This is a genomic window from Paraburkholderia humisilvae, assembly GCF_902859855.1.
In the GTDB taxonomy this organism is placed as follows: Bacteria; Pseudomonadota; Gammaproteobacteria; order Burkholderiales; family Burkholderiaceae; genus Paraburkholderia; species Paraburkholderia humisilvae.
Window position 1 is genome coordinate 1 of record NZ_CADIKH010000032.1, and the last position, 19974, is coordinate 19974.

Annotated in this window: 12 protein-coding genes and 1 pseudogene; 4 read left to right on the plus strand and 9 right to left on the minus strand. The window is 59.2% G+C overall.

Annotation, left to right across the window (positions count from 1 at the left end; genetic code table 11):
* Nucleotides 1–195: 195 nt before the first annotated feature.
* Together HV796_RS27135 and HV796_RS27140 are read right to left on the minus strand one after the other, a co-directional pair.
* Nucleotides 196–1143: an AEC family transporter gene (locus tag HV796_RS27135; protein WP_175229587.1), complete on the minus strand. Its 948-nt coding sequence runs from the start codon at nucleotides 1141–1143 to the stop codon at nucleotides 196–198.
* A gap of 364 nt (nucleotides 1144–1507) precedes the next feature.
* Entirely contained in the window at nucleotides 1508–2461 is a 954-nt protein-coding gene (locus HV796_RS27140; protein ID WP_175229588.1) for a helix-turn-helix domain-containing protein, read from the minus strand.
* A gap of 760 nt (nucleotides 2462–3221) precedes the next feature.
* On the opposite strand from HV796_RS27140, the gene HV796_RS27145 reads away from it, so the two are divergent.
* Nucleotides 3222–6449, plus strand: coding sequence for an autotransporter family protein (locus HV796_RS27145; protein ID WP_175229589.1), 3228 nt, complete (start codon nucleotides 3222–3224; stop codon nucleotides 6447–6449).
* A 212-nt stretch (nucleotides 6450–6661) separates the two neighbouring features.
* On the opposite strand, the gene HV796_RS27150 is transcribed toward HV796_RS27145, so the two are convergent.
* From HV796_RS27150 to HV796_RS27165, 4 genes and pseudogenes are all read right to left on the minus strand, one after another.
* Nucleotides 6662–9532, minus strand: a complete 2871-nt coding sequence (locus tag HV796_RS27150) for an autotransporter family protein (RefSeq protein ID WP_175229590.1) — start codon at nucleotides 9530–9532, stop codon at nucleotides 6662–6664.
* A 707-nt stretch (nucleotides 9533–10239) separates the two neighbouring features.
* Nucleotides 10240–13392, minus strand: coding sequence for an amino acid adenylation domain-containing protein (locus HV796_RS27155; protein WP_175229591.1), 3153 nt, complete (start codon nucleotides 13390–13392; stop codon nucleotides 10240–10242).
* Nucleotides 13393–14218: 826 nt separating this feature from the next.
* Entirely contained in the window at nucleotides 14219–14659 is a 441-nt protein-coding gene (locus HV796_RS27160; RefSeq protein ID WP_175229592.1) for a hypothetical protein, read from the minus strand.
* Nucleotides 14660–14936: 277 nt separating this feature from the next.
* Nucleotides 14937–15140 (minus strand): annotated as a pseudogene (locus tag HV796_RS27165) (transposase domain-containing protein); the annotation flags it as partial.
* A gap of 311 nt (nucleotides 15141–15451) precedes the next feature.
* Here HV796_RS27165 and HV796_RS27170 point away from each other — a divergent pair.
* Entirely contained in the window at nucleotides 15452–16021 is a 570-nt protein-coding gene (locus HV796_RS27170) for an NADPH-dependent FMN reductase (protein ID WP_246356063.1), read from the plus strand.
* 111 nt (nucleotides 16022–16132) lie between these two features.
* Here the strand turns inward: HV796_RS27170 and HV796_RS27175 are convergent, their stop codons facing one another.
* Both HV796_RS27175 and HV796_RS27180 read right to left on the minus strand, forming a co-directional pair.
* Nucleotides 16133–16546, minus strand: coding sequence for a DoxX family protein (locus HV796_RS27175; protein WP_175229594.1), 414 nt, complete (start codon nucleotides 16544–16546; stop codon nucleotides 16133–16135).
* A gap of 40 nt (nucleotides 16547–16586) precedes the next feature.
* The gene (locus HV796_RS27180; protein WP_175229595.1) at nucleotides 16587–17459 is read right to left on the minus strand and encodes an NmrA family NAD(P)-binding protein; all 873 of its coding nucleotides are present in this window, start codon (nucleotides 17457–17459) and stop codon (nucleotides 16587–16589) included.
* 218 nt (nucleotides 17460–17677) lie between these two features.
* Between HV796_RS27180 and HV796_RS27185 the strand changes: the two genes are divergently transcribed.
* Complete coding sequence (locus HV796_RS27185) at nucleotides 17678–18100, plus strand: winged helix-turn-helix transcriptional regulator (RefSeq protein WP_175229596.1); 423 nt, start codon at nucleotides 17678–17680, stop codon at nucleotides 18098–18100.
* 92 nt (nucleotides 18101–18192) lie between these two features.
* Here HV796_RS27185 and HV796_RS27190 read toward each other — a convergent pair whose 3' ends face one another.
* Nucleotides 18193–18783 (minus strand): TetR/AcrR family transcriptional regulator, encoded by a 591-nt coding sequence (locus HV796_RS27190; RefSeq protein ID WP_217478012.1) that lies wholly within the window; start codon nucleotides 18781–18783, stop codon nucleotides 18193–18195.
* 164 nt (nucleotides 18784–18947) lie between these two features.
* On the opposite strand from HV796_RS27190, the gene HV796_RS27195 reads away from it, so the two are divergent.
* On the plus strand, nucleotides 18948–19934 hold the full coding sequence (locus tag HV796_RS27195) for an aldo/keto reductase (RefSeq protein ID WP_175229597.1): 987 nt from the start codon (nucleotides 18948–18950) through the stop codon (nucleotides 19932–19934).
* Nucleotides 19935–19974: the final 40 nt, after the last annotated feature.

Below are 19974 nucleotides of genomic sequence, written 5' to 3' on the forward strand. Positions count from 1 at the left end.
CCGATGCGGAAATGCTCGAGCGAGCGCTGCGTTTGCGCGCCCCATAGCTTGTCGGCGGGGACCTCGACTTCACCCATGCTGTCAGTCTCGGTGCGAACGTTACTCATTGCCATTCCTCCTTTAACAGGTGACCAGGCGTTAACATCTGAAGCCCAAATGAAAATGCGTCGGGATATGATCCCCGAACCTTCTCAATCAGATAATCCGTGCGGACAGGACAATTGCGACCGTGATCGTAGCCACGGAAAGCAACGTGCCGACAAGCGTCGAAGCGGCCGCCTCGTCGGCGTACACGCGATAGCGCAGTGCAAGCATGGAAACGGCGGTCGCGGTGGGGATCGCTCCGGTCAGGAACAATTCGCGTCCCGGAGCGCCGTGCAATCCGAACAGCGTGACCAGGACAAACATCGCCGCCGGCTGCCCGACATCTTTCAGCAATACGTTGACGGTGATATCCCGATCGATGCGCAGGCGCTGACCGTAGAGCAATAAGCCGAGAGTGAAGAGCGCGACTCCCGCTGCCGCTTGCCCGATCAGATTGAACGAGAGCTCGAGCAACGACGGCGTATGAACGCCGCAGAGGGCAACGATCGCGCCGATAACCGGCAGCCATACCAAAGGTTGCTTCACCGCGTCGAGCAGGCTCTTCGCAATAAGTGCGCCGGTGCCTTCCCCCGTGTTGTTGCCGCGCTGTCCGATCTGCACCAGAACCAGCGTGAGCGGAATCATCACGATGCTGGTGACCAGATTGCCGACGATGACCGCGAGGATGCCTTGCTGTCCGACGACCGCTTCAAGTACAGGCAAGCCTGAATAAGCCATGCTGGGGAAGGCGCAAATAAGTGCTGCCAGAGCACTTTCGGCCAGGCTACGGTGAAACAGCCAGCGCATGATCGCAAAGCCGATCGCGTACGGAATCATCAGTCCAACGAGCATCGAGATCAGATAGGGAACGTTCTCGATTGCGGACGGCGACGTTTTCAGTACCCCATTCAGCAACGCGAGCGGCAACGCGAACCGCACAACGAAGTCGGCGAATACAGGGGCAGACGTTTTAGGGACGATATTGTATTTGGCGGCAAGCAACCCGAGGGCGACGACAAAAACAACCGGAAGCAATGCGGCAAGGATGGTCTGGGTCATAGTTTTCCATGGGAGACGAGAAACTGGTGGCCAATCGCAATAAGACTCCATCGACAGCATAGGATGCTCTACTCGTTGCGCATCCTATATTTATCCATCCAACGGCCTATACAAACGTCTAGCTGCTACCAAACGATCGTTGAGCCAACAACAGTCGGTCGCTATACCGGTCAATCCGTTTGCGCTGCACAAATATCCTGAAGCCCTGTTGTCCAACGCTTAAGCCTGAAAATCGTTTGCCCGCGCTTCTTTCAGTTTGTATTCGTTCGCAAATTCTTAAGCGAAGCGTTCGTGCGACGAAACCCGTAACGAGCGAAGGTAGCCAAAAAGTGAAGCGCTTCTCACCGGCGCCGCGCGCGGGTGTCTATTCACGTGCCTCGCCCGGCGCCGCCTTGCGGCTTGCCGCATAGTCACGCGGCGTCATGCCGTAGCGTTTCTTGAATACGCGGCTGAAGTGGGCCGGGCTCACAAAGCCGCACCGATACGCAATTTCCTGAATTGCGTCTTGCGGTGCGCCGGCGAGTAGTTGCGCGGCATGCTGGAGGCGCACTGACCACACATAGCGCATCACCGCCAGTCCATTGGCTTGCAACGCGCGCGTGAGGCTTCGGGCCGACATGTTCAGCTCGGCGGCGATGCTTGGGACACTCAGGTCGGGGTCGCCAATGCTGCGCGCGATCAGTTGTTTCGCGCGCAGCACGGTAACTGCAAATGATCGACTCGACGCAGACGTGGTGCGTTCGTCGAGCAGCGCGTCCATCAAATCGAGGCACTGGTCACCAAACCGCGCGAGCAGCGCATCGCTCGCGTTACCGGCCTGCGAGGTCAGATAAAGCATGAACCCCCGTACTGCATCGACATCGCACGAGTTCACATCCGGACGGCAGACCATCGGAAAACGGTGGCGCAATCCACGCTCACGCAATGCGGATCTCGGAACATAGAGTGCGGACAGGCGCGCCGATTCGCGAATTGACTCGTCGTACCGGGTCAGCGGATCGACCACGGCAATGTCCCCGGGCCCGAACTTCATCACTTGCCCGGCTTGCTCGATCGACATCGTGCCGCTTTTCACGATTTGCACATAAAGATGCTCATCGTTCCAGGTGCTCCCACGCGTGAACGGCGAGACCGACTGCCACGCGACATCGAGGTTCGCGATGCCGGTCCTGCCCGCGCGCGCAGTGTACTTCGTCGACGGTCCAAAGCAGGATCGATCGAACCTGCACCTCAAGCCTTGCCTTGACATCGCCTCGATCCATGCGTCACGGCACATCGCCACGCCATTCCAGATGTTCTCGCAAAACCGGTCACTCACAGCGACATTTCCTTTTAGAAATGGATTTTAGTGCGCTCACCCAATTCGGTGACTTCGATCGTAGTTGGGTAATGATTAACTGACGCCGCGCGTTGCCTTCAAGTGTGTTTAGTGTCCTAACGATCACCGCACTGCCACGTCAATTATCACGCTATAAAAATACAAACCAATTAATCAATAATAAGAATTCGTCGAAGACAATCGCCTGACGGCATGGTAAGGATTCCAACATGATTGAAAGTTATGAAAACATTCAGACGAACAGGTCTGAGCACGCACCGTGAAGAGAAAGGCGGCCGAAATGTTGTTTCTCAGTGGTCCGCGCTCAGGGAAACGGATCCGGGAGGCACGCTGGTCCGAGTTCGACCCGCTGCCGTCGTTCGACCCAAGGCATCCCCGGCGGCAGCTTCCAGTACGCAACAGCTACTGCGCACCAAGGTGAATCCCAGTGGAGGTTTAAAGTGCCTGCCACACTTGTCCAATGGCGTTTGATTGACTATCGTCTTTTCATATCATCTTTTCGTAATGTTCCTTTCCGCAAAGGCATGCGTTCCGGAGAGAGCGTGACGCTCCTGCCGGTCATCAACGTGTTCGCAAACATACACGCGCACGGGCATTGTCGTCGGCGGCGGTAATGATCGTTACGGCCAGAACGGGCTCACCCGACGAGTGTGTCCCATCGAATCCCGCCGCGCCGACATCTCGCAATCTGCAATTCATTTTTGAGGCAATTCCGACTCCTTGAACAACGGAGGAAGGTATGTCCAAGAAAAAGCCTGCCCACGCGTGCGTGAAGGCTTGCGCCAAGGATATCCGCGTAAAACTGTCTCACTCTCCTCACCGCCCACGCCGACATGTAAGCATTGCCGTCGCGACGCTTTTTGGCGTCGAAATGCTGGCTGCATTGCCCGTTTCGGCCCAACAACTGATCGTCAACAACGGCACCCAGACCCTAAGTTCAAACGCTTCGTATAACCAGGTAACGGTGGGAAGTTCAGGAAGTGGCATCCTTATTGTCACCGGGAGCAACGTCCTGCTGACTGGCGTCGGTACGAATCCGACGATTGAACTCGGTAATGGCGGGACTGGCACGCTGACGATCACGAATGGCGGTGGCGTCTTCAGCTTCGGACTGGATGTTCGTGCGGGAAGTACGTTCGATCTGTCCGGCGCCGGCACTATTCCCACTACCACTGTGCCTGGCGTCGGCCTGCTGAATCTGTCCGGCGCCGGCACAATAAATAGCGGCAACAAAGCGCTGGTGGTGGGAGTCGACAACAGTAACCAGATTTTTTCAGGAACGATTGTCAACGCCGGAAACTCGTGGGACCCCAACACCAGCCCGCACGGGACGTTGGTCAAAGTCGGCGACGGTACACTCACGATCGACGGCGCCACGATCGCCGGTGCTGTGACTAACGGCACCGTTGGCACGGGCGGCGAAGTCGTGGTCGCGGGAGGCACACTCGCGCAGACCAGCGGTAATACGCGCATCAGCGCACTGACAGTCGGTGTTCCCGTACCGGGCTTCGGAAATACCGGGAATCTCGCAGTGAGCGGGGGTACGCTTACCCTGGATACGAGCCTGACCGTGGGTTCTTTCTCCGGTATTGGCACAGTGACGCAAACGAACGGCACGGTGGTGGTCGAGGCTGGTTGCGGTGATGTTACTCATTGCGCCGCGCTTACCATCGGCAACCAGAGCGGCACCGGCACTTACACGCTCTCCGGTGGCGCCTTGACGTTCAATGGGCCCGGCTTCGTCATTCTTGGCCGCATGTCGGGCACCGGCACGCTGAACATCAGCGGCGGGCAGATGTCGGTCAATGGAGGAAGCGGCGGTAGCACGAACTTTATCATCGGCGATAACTCCGCTACTGGTACCGGCACGGTCAATCAGACCGGCGGCACACTGACGATTGCGAACAACGCGAGGCTGTACCTCTCTGGCACGGGCAACGGTATCTACAACCTGTCGGGAGGCGTTCTGCAGATCGGCGGTAATTCGCTCACGCACAACTACCCGGCCGAAGGCAGTGCCGGCGGCACCTATGCGTTCAACCTCGGCGGCGGCACGATTCAGGTGCTCGGCACCCCGCTCACGACCGACGTGAATGCAACCCTCTCCGGAGGCACATCGACCATTGACACCAACGGCCTCGGCGCAACATGGACAGGCGTGCTGGCGGGTGGCGGCGCCCTCAATAAGACTGGCGCGGGCGTGTTGACCCTTACCGCAGCCAGTCCCTACACCGGAGCCACCACGATATCAGGCGGCACACTGGCCGTCGGCAACGCGCCAAACAGCAGCGCGGCATTGTCGGGCACCAGTCAGCTCACGGTTCAACAAGGTGCGACCCTCGGCGGCTACGGCACGGTGGCAGGCAACGTCATGAACGCCGGTACGATCGCCGTTGCGAACGCGCTGCCGAATTTTCAGGGCAATGGAGGAGGGTCGCTCACCCTGCTGGGAAACCTCTCCAATTCAGGCGTCGTCAATCTCGACGGTGGCACGCCGGGAAACGCCCTACTCGTGCGCGGCAACTACGCGGACGCTGCCAACGCGACCGTCATCGTTCGTACCGTGCTCAACGAAGGTGGTCCGCTTTCTAACCAGCAAACCGACCGGCTCCTGATATCCGGAAACGCAACTGGCACGACCACGGTCATTGTGAATCCTCAGGGGCAAGGAGGACCGGCAATAGGCCTGACCGGCGCCCCGACTTCCACTTCAGGCATCTCCGTGGTTCAGGTGGGCGGCTCATCGACCTCCGGGGCATTTGTGCTCGGTAACGCCGACGTCGCGGGCAACGACCCATTTGTCTACCATCTGACGGCCTACGGGCCATCGGCGGAACATGGACCATCGGCGGCTTCGCAGGCCGACCCGCGAGGCGGAGGCAACACATGGGACTTCCGTCTGCAATCGACGTACACCACCCCCGATGGGCCGATAGACCTGCCGCCTGACCAGCCCGCTGACCCCACCGATCCCGATATCCGTCCAGCCGTCGCGCCGCAGGTGTCCGCCTATCTCACGGCCCCCCTCGCGTTGTTTCAGGCTGGCATGGTCGACATCAGCACGTTACACCAGAGGTTGGGCGAAATTCGCTACGGCAACCCGTCCGTACCGAGCGCCCCTGCCTCAGGCGCATTTTCGCTTTCCCCAGCGGAAGCGTTCGTTCGCGCATACGGCGGACAGTACCGATACACAACCAACCGCAGTTTCGATGAGTTTGGATTTAACACGTCGATAGATACTGCGGCCGTGCAATTCGGTGGAACCGTGTTGCGGCGACAAGATGACTACGGTGTGTGGCGCTATGGGCTCGCGGCCGCATTTGGGCACGTCTGGTGGACACCTTCCGCCGTTGACGGCAATAGCAAAGGCGATGCGAACCGGTACACGTTCTACGGGACGGCCACATTTCAATCCAACGCCGGGTGGTACGCAGACGGAATCATTTTCGGCGGACTCTTCGATGGCCATGTCTCCACCGATGCGCAGGGCAAGGTCTCCGATCTGGGCGGCACTACGGTAGGCCTGTCGTTCGAAGCGGGCTATCCGTTTCAGTTGACAAGCGGAGGGCTGTTTTTCGAGCCGCAGGCACAGCTCGTTTGGCAGCACCTGTCGTTCAATCGCGAAACGGACACAGACGGAATCGATACCGATCTCGGGGGCCAGGATGACGTGCTGCTGCGCATTGGATTCAGGTTGGCGCAGCCGCTGGAATTCGACAAATACCCCATTACGCCCTACTTCAAGTTCAACTTCCTGCAGCCCCTTAAGGGCGACGGCAGCGTCACCATTGGTAGTGTTCCGTTCGGAACCGGCAAGCAAGGTTCCGCGATGGAAGTGGGCGGAGGCGTCACGGGTCAATTCACGTCGCGCTTCTCCGTCTTCGCTGATGCGGTATATCAGCACACATTGGTTTCGTATGGATCCAACGGATGGGCAGCGAATGCAGGACTACGATACGTATTCTGAACTGTCGAGGCCGCAAGAGCGTCGCCGGGCAAACCAGCGAAGATGAATATCGATTGATCGTGGGACGGATCGAGCGAAGCCCATTGACTGCTTTCACGTCATCCGCAAGCTGGATGATTACGTGTGCGTCACGATATCGGTCCTGTTCACCGTGTCTCAACCGGAACGGTCGCCCACGGTTTCCAGTAACGGCCCGGCACTGGCTGCGAACGTCACCAGTTGAACCGGTATCCCACCTGAGCAAAGACATTGCGCCGATAGTCGCCGCTGAAGTCATGCGCGTATTTCACGTTCGCATACAGCTCTGAACTTTTGCTGGAGTTGCCCGTGACGCCGACGCCGAGTTCGTACCAGGTCTTGCCCAGTTCGTTGTCGAGCGACGTCCCTCCGATCGTGGTCTGCCCCGGCGAGAAAAAGTCGTGCAGCACGTCCGCGGTGAAGTAAGGCGTGACGCTTGAGGTCTTTGAATCGTTGCTCAGATTGGCCCTGAAGAGCCGGAAGCCCAAACGGCCGCGCAGCCCGTTCGTTGTATTCGAGCTGATCTCCGAGATGCCGTCATCGAAGCGGTTCAGGTGCAGGTACTGGTAGAGCAACTGCGCCTGAGGCTCGATGGCGATGGCGGTCGATCCGAGTGCGAACGGTTTGCCGACTTCTCCGGAAACGCCGGCGCCAAAGCCGTTCTGCGTGCCACTGTCGCCGAAGACGTCGCCGTACTTGTTGCGATAGTGCGTAAGCTGCCCGACGCCGTCGAAATAGCTGCCGTCCGGCAGATACTTCGTCCAGTAGCCACCGATCGACTGTGCCTGCGTTTCGACGCTGCCCGTTGAGGTTGGCAGCCCGGCGATGCTGCGCGCGCTGTCGTCGAAGTCCGCCGAGCTCGAGCCGATCGTCACGGTCGCGCCGGCATGCGTGCTGCCGCCGTTCGCGCCGCGCGAAAGCGTCCAGTCCTTGCCGAACTGCGCGAAGAAAGTGCGCTCATCGGCCGAGAAGCGATCGCTGGTGTCGGCATCGAGGTTCTGGCCACCGAGGCGGCCCCATACGCCGTTGCTATTCGCCGCTTGCCCGGTTTGTCCCGCTTGAGCCGACTCGACGCTTGCCACATCGCCAACCCGCTCGTGCAGGCGGCCGAGGATGGTAAAGCCGTAATCGGCGTTCAGAAGCGGTGTCATCGAGTAGCCGACCACCGCCGGACGAAAGGCAACCGGCCCCGATGCAGCCGCAGAGGTGGCCGGCGCAGTCGTACCGCCGCCGGTATCAGTAGGGGTTGTCTGTGCCGCGAGCTGCGAGCGCAGATACCAGTCGTTTGCGTCCGTCGCGCCGCCCTGGAACAGCATGTACTGGAACGCGCCCGCCTGAACCGGTCCCGCAAGATGAAAACTGTTTGCGGCCGATGTGCCGTTGACCTGCACGAGCTGAATACCGTCGCCGACAGTCCGCGCGCCTGAACCCGACTGATTGAGTTTGATCGCCGTCGTGCCGCTGACATTGCCGCCCACCACCAGCCTGTCGGTCTGCGACGCGGCGCCGCCCTGGTTAAGCAGCGTGTTCAGCACGACCTGACCATTTGCGCCGGTGTAGTTACCGGTGACGTTCAGCACATTGCCGATCCTGCCGGACGCGGCGGCCAGGTTAACGACACCCGCGTTGTTCAGATTGCCGCCGATGTTGAACGTGCCGGCGTTGCCCGATGCGAACGCCGATAATGCGTTCGCTGCGGCAATCGTGCCGTTGTTGTTCACTGAACCGAGTACCGTGCCGTAGCCACCGAGCGTCGCGCCGGCAGAGACGGTCGTCAGGCCCGAACCGATCGTCGCGTTCGTATGTGCCGCGTCGCCGACTGCGAGCGTGCCGGCCATCACGTTCGTGCCGCCGGAATAGCTGTTGGCGGCAGTCAGGATTGTCGTTCCCGTGCCGATCTGATTGACACCGCCGGTCCCACTGATCACGTTATCGAAAGTGAACACGTCGCTGCGGTTAAAGGCGAGCGTAGCGTCATCGGTAACGTTGCCGAGAATGCTGCCGCTCGTGCCACCGTTGCCGATCTGCAAGGTGCCCTGCCCAATCGTCCACGGCGTGGCGGTCGTGCCGGTGCCGGTCAGCGCCCAGGTGCTCGTGCCGGTCTTTTCGAAGACATTGAAGTTCTGGTACTGCGCGGTGTTGCCGATCAATGCGACGTCGAAGACATCGTTCGCGGCGCCGCCAAGAATCAGTGTGTTGGTTACCCCGGCGTTTGCAACGACATTCCCATTGATCACCGACCCCGCATCAAGTTCGAGCGTCATTGTCGCGGTTGATGGCGAGGTGAACTGGATCGCATTGGCCTGGCCGCTGCCGGCTTCGATCTTGCCGCTATTGATCAGGCTGACGTTTCCGTTGATACCCACCACCGCGACGGCCCCATTGCCACCGAGGATCGTCCCGGTGTTGACGATCGGCTGCGTGCCGCCCGACGTGAGGACGCCCACGCCGCCGACCGCAGCGCCGGTCGGGTCCGAACCACCGCTGATCGTACCGCTGTTGATCAACGCCGCTCCGGTGTTGGTCATGCTGACGCCAATGCCGCTTGACGTGCCCCCGTTGTTGTTCCCACCCAGGATCGTTCCGGTATTGGTCAGCGTGGTAGCTCCCGACGCATCGACACCGTCTGCTCCGGACCCGGCGACCGTCGGCGTCCCGCCTTTGATCGTGCCGTTGTTCGTGAACGTCCCGGCGCTCTGCACAGTGACACCCACTCCCGCTGCACTTGCACTTTCGCCACCCGTGATCGAAGCGTTGTTGATGACGAAGCTTGTCGGGCCCTGGAGTCTCAAACCCTGCGATGCAGCTCCAGCCGCCGTAGCGCCCCCGACAATCGTTCCATCAAGGGTCAGCAATCCAAAGGAGGCATTGCCCAGCACCGTAATAGGCGCGCCACTGGTCACGTCGCCAGTCAGCGTGAAGCCTCCGGTATCGATCGTGACGGAACCGGTCGGTGCCGGCAGCACCGTTCCTGCGGAGAAACTGCTGCCTAGTTCGATGACAGTGGCAACACCGGAAGTGTTGGCCGCTCTGATCGCGTTAGCCAGGTCGGTCGAGCTGTTCACTACGGCCTGGGCGCATACCGGCCGTGACAGCGTGCCGGCAACGGCGAGCGCCAGACACGAGAGGGTGAAAAATGCACCTCTCCCCGCGCGTCGGTCTGGCGCTCCGGTTGAGGTCTTGCGTGTTCTGCGAACGCCCTTTCCTGAAGCGGTTTCGTCAACGGATACGACTTCCTCAAGGTTCCTGCAAGCAAGCCACTGCGCGCGATTGTTCATTCTGGTTCTCTGCCGTCCCGGTATCGCGGGGGACGTTAGCAGAAATGCTTCGACAGATTCTGAACAATTGTGAACCGTTGCTGCATCACCGGTACGTGCCCGACAAGCATGCGAAGGGGCGCAAGAAAATCGGTTGGACAGCGAACGCATCGGGCGGCAGGCCGCGACAATGCCGGTTATCGCGGTGGCCCGGCACGCGCTTAGGGACGCATGACTGCGCTCTTCGCTTTCGCAAAGCAGAAATAGCTTGAGACTTCGTCTGATGAAAGAATACGCGCGGGCGGACTGCCGGAAATCGGGGTTACGATAGTGATCCGAGAATTACACGGCTCAGGAATCCAAAATATTGGAACAGGTAACGCCCGTCACCATAGCTTCGCAGTCGGGAGCGTTGTCTTAACATCCGGTACGTGACGCTCCGGCCGAACAACTCGATCAGGCGTCGATCCTGTTGCGGGTCCAGCGTGAATCTTGCCGGAGCGATGCGTTAACCTTTAGTACTGCTCCCGTTCCGGTTGACGCACCTCGCTTCGGGTGCCGCCCGCACCGGGCGCTATCGGGTCGAGAAAGCCAATCCGGATCCAGTAGTCAAGATACCGTTGGAGCAGCGCCCGGTCGAGAGGTGCGACCATCGTGCCACCCGACGCCGCTAGCGCGCGTCCGGTATTGCGCGTGTCATAAACGGGCATGCCCTCGTAAACCTCCCAGCGTGTCAACTGACCGTACACGGGCTCCGCCAGCATTGGCACGAGCGGCATCAGCGCGTTCTTCGCCAGATCGCGATCATCGATCAGGCGTCGAACCCACTGCTGATAGGGAAGCGCCTCGAGCGAATGGCCACACTGCTTCAGAATCTCGAAGAACCCCATCAGATCGACCACCCGCTCCGCATGCTGCGGCACCAGGTGATAGACGTACCCGAGATTGGCATCGTCGCTCGCGATACGCAGCAAGCTCTCGCTGACAAAGTCGACCGGAATAAACTCCTTGCCCTGCCGTTGCAGCGTCGGATAGCTGCCGATCGCGATGCAGCCTTTGATAAGACGGGCGACAAAATCGTCCGGGTTGCCCGCGCCTGTTTTGCTGTCGCCCATGATAAAGCCCGGACGGTATACGGCCACAGGAATGCCGCGTCGCTGCGCTTCCTTGACCCGTTGCTCCGTGACCCATTTGCTTTGCGAATAGCCCAGGTCGAACTTGAGGCCGGTCAGATAGTCCCCCAGGTCCTCGTCCTCATAGACGATGGGCGTGGGTTCGAGCAGCCCGGCAGGCCCAAACACGGCGATCGTCGATACATAGTGAAGCGGCTTTGACTGCCCCGAGGTGGTGAATCGCAAGATGTTGGTTGTGCCGGTGATATTGGCCGCCTTGTGCGCCGAATAGGGCTGGATGTAGTTCACATGCGCGGCCAGGTGAAACACCACATCGATCTGATTCGCCAGGTCGTCGAAACGCACGGACCCCAAGCCGAGATCAGCCTGAGCGAGATCGCCCGCAACCGGCTGCAGCCGGTCGGCGAATGCCTCCTCCCACACGCCATACAGCGTCATGTTGTCGCGAATACGGACCAATGCGTCACCATCACTCGTCGCCCGCACGAGACAGGCAATGTGACTGACTCCAGGCAGTTTGCACAAATCTCGCAGCACAAACGCGCCTAGAAAGCCGGTGACGCCTGTCATGAAAACGCGGCCGCGGCCGGCCGAGCGCCACGGGACCAGCGGTCCCGGCAGCGGACGAATATCGTCTGGCAGGACGGTATCGGCAAGCCACGTCGTGGTTTCGTCAACGGTCGTAAAACTTCCGATTCGTTCTGTCCGGCTGTCCAGATACTGCGCGAGGCTGGACGGCGTCGGGTAGTCGTACAAAACTCGCACGGGAAGCGGATAGTTGAATTGCCTGCTTATCTGCAGCACGAGGCTGGCCGCTTGTAGCGAGTCGCCGCCAAAGGAAAAGAAATTATCGTTTGCGTTGGCCGCTTCGACGTCAAGCGTGCGGCACCAGATTGCCCTCAGGACCGCGAGCGTGTCGCCTGGCTGGAGTCGATCTCCCTGACTTTCAGGAGGGCCACGCCATGCCGGTTCGTTCGCACCAGCCTGCTTGCGATGGCGCTCGACAAGAGCGCGCCGATCGACCTTGCCGTTCGCGTTCATCGGCAGCATCTTCACGAGAGTGATGCGCGGCCGCATGTATACCGGAAGTCGACTCTCGATGTAGCGCACCAGCTGATTATTGGCATGACTCGCATGCGTTTGCATCGGTGGGGTTTGCGCAGCGGAAGGATCCTGTGCCGTCCGTGCATGTTGAGGCACGACAAACGCCATGAGGTATCTGTCGCCAAGTTCGGTTTGCTGGACCGTGACGACCGCATCTCGCACGAGGCCGCTGGCGAGCAACACCAGCTCGATTTCTTCGATCTCAATGCGGTGGCCGCGAATTTTCACCTGGTTGTCATTGCGGCCATGGAAGTGGAGCGTACCGCCCGCCTGCCAGCTGCCAAGATCGCCGGTCTTGTATAGGCGAAGTGCTTGCCCGTCGACCAGTCCGCGCACTTCGATAAAACGCTCCGCAGTCAGCTCGGGACGATTCCAATACCCGCGTGCCAAGCCGTCTCCGCCGATATGGATCTCACCGATCTCGCCCTGCGGCGTGGGTCGCAGGGCGTTGTCGAGGACGAACACGTAGGTGTTGTCAATTGGTTTGCCGATCGGTACGGCATCACCCTCCACATCATCTCGAGTAATGTCGTGGCACAGCGAGAAAGTCGTGCATTCCGTTGGGCCATATCCGTTGACCAGCCGCCTGGGAGGCGCGGTATCCAGTACGGCACGCAATGTTCGAGGATTGAGCGCCTCCCCGCCGACCAGAAGCTGGCGCAGCCCGCGGAAGGCATCCGGACACGCGTGCACGGTCTGGTTGAATAGCGTCGCCGTGATAAACATCGACGTGATGCGTTGCACGTGCAGACTGTGACGGAACGCATGGGGATCAATGAAGGTCTGCTTGGGCAGCATGACCACGGTACCGCCGTTGAGAAGGGCGCCCCAAATCTCGAACAGCGACGCATCGAAGGTTGGATTTGCTATCGCGGCGATCCGGTCATCCGCGCCAAGGGAAATGTAATGCGGATCGACAGCGAGCCGGATAACGCCGCGGGCGAGGATCTCGACAGCCTTCGGTCGACCGGTCGTTCCCGAGGTGAACAGGATGTGAGTCCGGTGCCCCGTGCCAACCGGATTGCCGCGCGCTATACCATCCCACGTGCCGAACGGCGGCCACGCATCCTGGTCTTCGATCAATACGCACTCCGGGACTGCTACGCGAGGCGCCAACGCGGCGGTCGTCAGCGCCATCCGGACATCGAGATCGTCGACCATGAATTCGAGCCGCTCGCCGGGGGCGCCCGGGTCGAGCGGCATGCAACTGCCACCCGCCCGTAGTATGCCAAGCTGACAAACGACCTGATCCAACCCCGGTTCGAGCAGAATGCCGATTGGTTCTTCGAGTTGAATGCCGTGTTGACTCAGGTAAGCCGCGAGCCGATCCGCACGTCGATCGAGTTCGAGGTACGAGATCTCCTGTGCGCCGTAAACCGCCGCGATTGCAGCTGGACGTCGATCAGCCTGCTGTCGAAAAATGCTGTCCAAACCAATATGATCGACATGATCTGAAACAGGGCCAAAGTTAGAATCGGTATGCAAAGCGTTTATCGAATTCATTCAGACCTCTGAACGTTTGTTAATCTAAAGAACGATTTTTCATATTTGACGGACGCGGCGTCGCGCCATTGCGCGACGAAATCTCGCAAAATCATGCGCGATACATGAAGACGTTTAGTTTTCAGGTCTTCGAGATACCTGATAGGCGATTAAAGAGTCAGCTTTCTGCGTTGCTGACAGAAACAATGCCGTTGGCGACTTCACCCCGCGCAAAGCGGAGTTCTGGCAATCGCGTAATGTCAGACGGAGCCTGGAATCTGCGGAATCGTCGATCATCACAGGCATCTAGCCCGTGTTTCGCTTGAAACGGACTAAACACCAGTCGGATTCATCCGCTGCGCCCAGCGGCTCACCGGGTTCCCTGAACGGCACACCAATTAATTAAAGAAATAACAAGAATTCTCTTTTCGCGATTGTTTCTTTTTTTAAACACTTCCTTGACTTTATTTCGGTTAACTTCGGACATAATCAACACGCCGTTAAGATCCATTGATGGCGATACAACAAATGCTATGAAGAACAGGATTTTTGTCCAGAAAAATGTGACTGCTTTTTATCGGCCCCTTCATATTTTTGTCCTGAGTATTGGGTAAAATCGACACAACGCATATTTCCGGAATGCGATGCTGCGTTCGAGCAGCCCCGGCTTTAAAGCGACGTCCATCGCCTTAGCGTGTTCGGCGCATACATCGTGCAATAGGTTCGGTGATTACGCGAAGCGAAACGACAGCGTATGATTGCGTCCCGATTTGCGCTACTGCCCCGGATTCGAAAAGTATGTGGCGTAGTGAATCAGCGCAACGATTGCGTCGCGGTCAGGTCGGTCCCCGTCGTATCTGGGAAGAAGTGGCGTGGCATCGCGCATGAAATCGCGATCACGAAAGATGAGGAGTTCTCCCGGTTTTAACTGCACCGCTATTTCTGTTCTTTCGGGCTCGTTTATCGGGTGTAGCGACGTAACGGCACCTTCGGCTTCGCGAGCGGCGACATAAACACCCACAAACTCCTCACAATGCTGATGCTTGTAACCCACGACCTTGTTGCGTGCTCGCACAAAATCAAGTCCCGCCGTGCAATGCGCCTGACGTTCCTCCTCGGGAATGGCGGGAGCGGTCCCTGATATGGAAAACCTGGCAGGCGTAAACCTGTCAGTGAATCTGGAAATCATTCCAAACGAGGTCAGCCTTACGCTCATGGAGGAAACTCGTGTGGTAACCGTTCTCATCAACAACGCGGATGTGAAGCAGCCCCGATAGACTTTCGTCGACTAGTTCAGAAACCGAAGGTACAACCGCCCGTGCAAGCCTTCATGTCCTTCGCGATGGCGATCCGCCATCCATGGTCATCACGGCCACAGAGCATTTTCTTTCCCAATACCCAGGTTGAAGCAAACGAACCCTGAACAAATGTGCAATGCCTACCTCGCTGCGATGAACGGTGAGCGGCCGGTGATCCCGTCTTGACGTGTGCGGTTAGACGACGGCGTCTGCGGGCTGCCAGCGATGTGGCAACAACGCGGCAATGTCATTGGCCCTGTGTGTCCGCAAACGCGCGAGGATGTCCTTGAGATATGCGTGCGGGTCGTGGCCATTGAGTTGCGCGGAGCGGATCAGGTTCGTGATCGCAGCGGCACGCTGTCCTGCTCGCAATAGGTAACCCGTAGAACCCCCGAACAATCTGGCTTCGTGCGGAGCGAGAAACGCGGCGACGCCCGGCCCAAAACTGCGTGTGTAGCTCCGCGTTTGCACATCTCACGTGAAAGTCGCATCAGCGGCCCAATGCCAGCTCGCTGCGCTTACTGCTCTCATCGAGGGCTTACAACAGGAAATCAATCAGTCGGGAATAAAGCCATTTAAGCGGCGTTCTTGAGTGGTTACCCAGTAAACGTGTCGCTGTGTCGGACAGGTCAACAATGTACGCGCACGTTAGCAACTTGCTGGGTTCTTCGTGCCCTTACTTTAGGAATGCAATCGTGACTAGAATTTCTGTGATCATCGGCAGCGTACGTCCGCAACGCTTTGCCGAAAAGCCAGCGAACTGGATAGCCGCGCATCTGCGAAAGCACTCAGCGGTCAATACCTGCGTTCTCGATCTGGCCGACTATGCGCTGCCGATGTTCGATGAGCGCTTCCCGCCGGCGTACCCGGGTCGGCCGCCGTACACAAACGAGGTGGTCGGTCGCTGGGCAGCCGAGATCGCCGCATCCGACGGTTTCGTGATTGTGACGCCCGAATACAACCATGGCTATCCGCCCGTGTTGAAAAATGCGCTCGACTGGGTCTACGGCGAATGGAATCGCAAGCCAGTGGCCTTCGTGGCTTATGGAGAAGTGGCGGGGGCACGAAGCGTCGTTCACCTCAGGGATGTGGTGGCGACCCTTGGAATGGCTTCAATGCAGAGGGATGTGCAAATTCCGTTTTCCACGTTGATGGCCCACTATCAAGGCGGCGATGTCGCCACGGAACTGGCAAAGCTCGACGATGTCGCGTCTGCAATAGTCGGCAATCTCCTTTGGTGGACAGCTGCTCTGAAAGAAGCACGTGACAAAGCTAACTGAAGTTCTGACTCTGACGACAAAGCCCTAAGTGTCGTCTGGCTGCCGGGTACATGACTAGACACCGCTCTCATGGTTATCAATGAGAGCGGTGTTCTGAGGGCCGCAAAAAGTTTAGGCCCGTGCCATCGAACCGGCCGCGAGTCGCTTGCGCCAAGCAATCCAGCCGACAACAATCGATAGTGTCGCCACGACAAGTGGCGCCACCCCATGTCCGTATTCGCCGTGGAATGCGACGGTCGCGAGCGCACTCAACATCACGGCGCAGCCGAGCACCGAGCCCGATAGCCGCGTCCGTGACCGCGCCAGCAGGACGGCGGTCACGAGTTCCAACGAACCGGTCACGCAATGGAACCAGTGCGGATATCCCCACTTCACGTACTCCTCAATGATGGATCGCGGGCCGACGATGTTGCTGAGCGATCCCACGACGAAAAAAGCGGCGAGAACCCAAGGCAATACTTCGCGCCAGGAAATCCTGGAGAGCCGTCCGGTGCCGCCCGTTGCATCCAAAATAAAAACCTTCATGTGTCAGACCTCGATCTTTCCAGGCGTGGAATGCCGCAGTTCATCGCGTAGCAGCCTTGTGGGCCGCCGCAAAGACGTCGCGAGGGGACGTCGTGCCCGCCACGTGCTCCGTACCTTCGACGCCGAGGTCCATCCAGCCGGCGTTGACGGCCTCGAACATCGCTTCGGCCGGTCCGGTCTGGCCCTTCGGGATGCCGAACTGTTCGAATGCTGCCGGCCACCCGACCCGCGGGATGGCAAACGCCTTGACGTCGCGCTGCATGACTTCACCCAGTTGGGCCGCGACTTCATCCGCGCTGACCATCGAGCCAAGCTCGACAACGCGATGCCCGGACCACGCCGGCCCGGTCAGCAGTGTCGCCACCTCGGCGCCGATATCGTCGGTCGCGACCATGGTCGATTTCCGACTAGTCGGGTTGTAGTACACGGGTAGCGTGCCGCCCTGGGCAACGTGCAGGCCATAAAGGAAGTTTTCGAAAAATCCGCCGGCGCGCACATAGGCGATCGGCAATGTCAGGTGGCGAAATTCCTGCTCCAGAAGCGACAGGGCCGTGATCATCCCCAGCCCGTTCGTTCTGTGCGCACCCATCGACGAGAGCACCACTACCCGCGGCGGCGCTGCCTGGTTCAGCGCCTCGACATAGTTCGCAATCACGCTCCTGGCTTCTTTGAAATCAGGCGACGGTGCCCAGACAGAAGGCAGCATGACAAATGCACCGTCGATTCCTTCGAGTGCCCGCTCGACAGCGGCCGCATCATTCCAGTCGCCGTCGACCAGTTCCACACCTTGATCCGCCCATTTCGTCGCCTTCTCGCGATTGCGGACCATTGCGCGCACTTCCCTCGCTTGCGCCAACAGATGTTGGGCTGTTGCGCCGCCCACGTGTCCCGTAATCCCCATTACCAAAAACATGCGTTTCTCCTGATATGAGTACTGCATTTAAACTCCAACCCGCGATCCGGCCAGATGCCCGCCAGAGCCTGGGTAGAAAAGGCGCGCGCGAATAAGGTCTGACATGAGAACGCCTTGAGGACGGGTCTTTGTTCGAGGGGCAGGTCTATCATAGAGACCTATGCCTCGTGCCGTAAGGAGGCAGGTTTTTGTTACCTGAAGAGTTAAAGGGAACCCGCATGAGCACCGCACAGAATGCGATCGAGAGATTCAGCCGATATCAACGCCAGTTAGTCGGCGACGCCCAGTCCGCCCACTGCGCGGTTCGCGACGTGCTCGACCGCATCGGTGACAAATGGAGCATGCTCATGATCATGGAGCTTGCGACGCGATCGCAGCGCTTCAGCGCGCTTCACCGAGCCATCCCTGACATTTCCAAGCGCATGCTGACTCAGACGCTCCGCGATCTGGAGCGCGACGGACTCGTCACGCGCCATGTTTTTCCCACCAAGCCGCCGAGCGTCGAATATCGTCTGGCCCCGTTGGGCCAATCCCTGTTAGACCCGATGGCGGCCCTTATCGATTGGGCCGATCGCCGTTATTCCGACATCCATGCCGCGCGCGTCCGCTTTGACGGCGCTCACGGCGATGTCCCGCGCTAGATGCTCCGTCCGATGTGGTGGTGTGGTCGCGAAAGCCTGAAGCGGGCAGTTCATAGGCCAAGGCTTCGCAGATGATGCGGACGGATGTGTCGTCAATTCGGCCACGCGTTGAGGGCCGCCTCCACCGTGCGATAGAGGTCCTTGCGCGTTGCGCCTGATTGAGCAGCGAGAGCCAGTCCCCAGCCGACCACAAGAATGAGTAACGCCAGTTGGTCTGGATCGGCGTCAGCAGGCAGATCGCCTTCGGCCTGGCCGCGCTTGAAGCGGTCGCGCAATCTTTTTCGCCGCGCGTCCCGCAGGCGGGCAAGTTCGTGCCGAAAAGGCGTATCAGCATCGTTGCTCGGAAACGAGCAGTTCACCGCGAGGCAGCCAGGCGGACGCTTGGGATCGGTATAAAGATCCGCAAGCCGAAGTAGCGTCTGTTCCGCTACGCCCCGCGAGGTCGGCTGATTGATCGCATCTTCGGCATAGCCCAACCGATTGCGTATGTACTGTTCCAGCACGCGTCTGAAGAGCTTCTCCTTGCTGCCGAACGCAAAGTAGAAGCTCGGCGGCGTAATTCCCATCGCACTGGTGAGGTCGGCCAGCGACGTGCGCTCATACCCGTTCCGCCAGAACAGGTCGGTCGCAATCTCGATCGCCGGGTCAATTTCGAACACCCTCGTTCGCGCCATCAGCCGCATGCCTCCTTAACAACTGTAAGACATTATAGCATTCACTATATTTCTTTCCCGCACCTCCTCGATGTGCTAATGTAGTGATCAATATATTTTAATTGCGGGGCTCAGTTCGGACGAACCGAGGTCTCGACATCGGCGCAACCCTCTCTCTCGACGACGGAGCCAACATGCAGTTCAGACAGTTCGGCCGGACCGGTTTAACGGTGTCGCGCCTGTGCATCGGCACAGGAACATTCGGAAAGCAGACGGACGAAACAGAAGCCCATAAAATCCTCGATAAAGCGGCCGAAGACGGGGTGAACTTCATTGATGTCGCGGATATCTATCCGCCGGGTGCGGAGGTCGGCGGGGCAGAGATCATTACAGGGCGCTGGCTGAGCAACAAGCGCGGAAGTTTCATCCTCGGCACCAAGGGCGGCGGTCGGATGGGGCCTGCGGCCTGGGATGCGGGCAACTCGCGAAAGCGCCTGCTCGATGCGATCGACGCGTCATTGCGTCGCCTGAACACGGACTACGTCGACCTTTACCAACTGCATATGGACGACCCCGCCACGCCGCTCGACGAGGTGGCAGAGGCGATGGATGCGATCGTGCGAGCGGGCAAGGCGCGCTATATCGGTGTCTCAAACTTTCTCGCTTACCGTCTGGCAAGAGCGCTGGGACGACAGGACACGCTCAAGCTGACACGTTTTGTTTCCGCGCAACCGCGCTACAACCTCCTGTTTCGCGAGGTCGAGCGCGAGCTTTTGCCCTTGGCGGAGGAAGACCGGCTCGCAGTCATTCCATTCAATCCGCTCGCCGGAGGACTGCTGAGCGGCAGATACAGGCACGGCGACACGCCTGAGAAAGGTCGTTTTTCGTCGGAGCTCGGTGGGTTCGGGGCGATGTATCACGCGCGGTATTGGCACGAGCGCGAGTTTGAGACTGTCGGCAAAGTCCGGCAGATCGCGGAACGGCAACGAACACCGATGTCGACCTTATCCATTGCGTGGGTGCTGGCCAATCCCGCGATTACCTCGGTCATCCTCGGCGCCAGTCGTATCGCACACCTTACCGATACGTTGGCCGCTGCGGAGTACTGCCTTGACTGCGAGGTGAAGGCGCAGCTGGATGAAGTCAGTATCGAATATCGTAGAGGCGACGCAGGTAAGTAACCGGCGTTTCCTTACGTGCACTTGAACGCCGGTTCAAGAC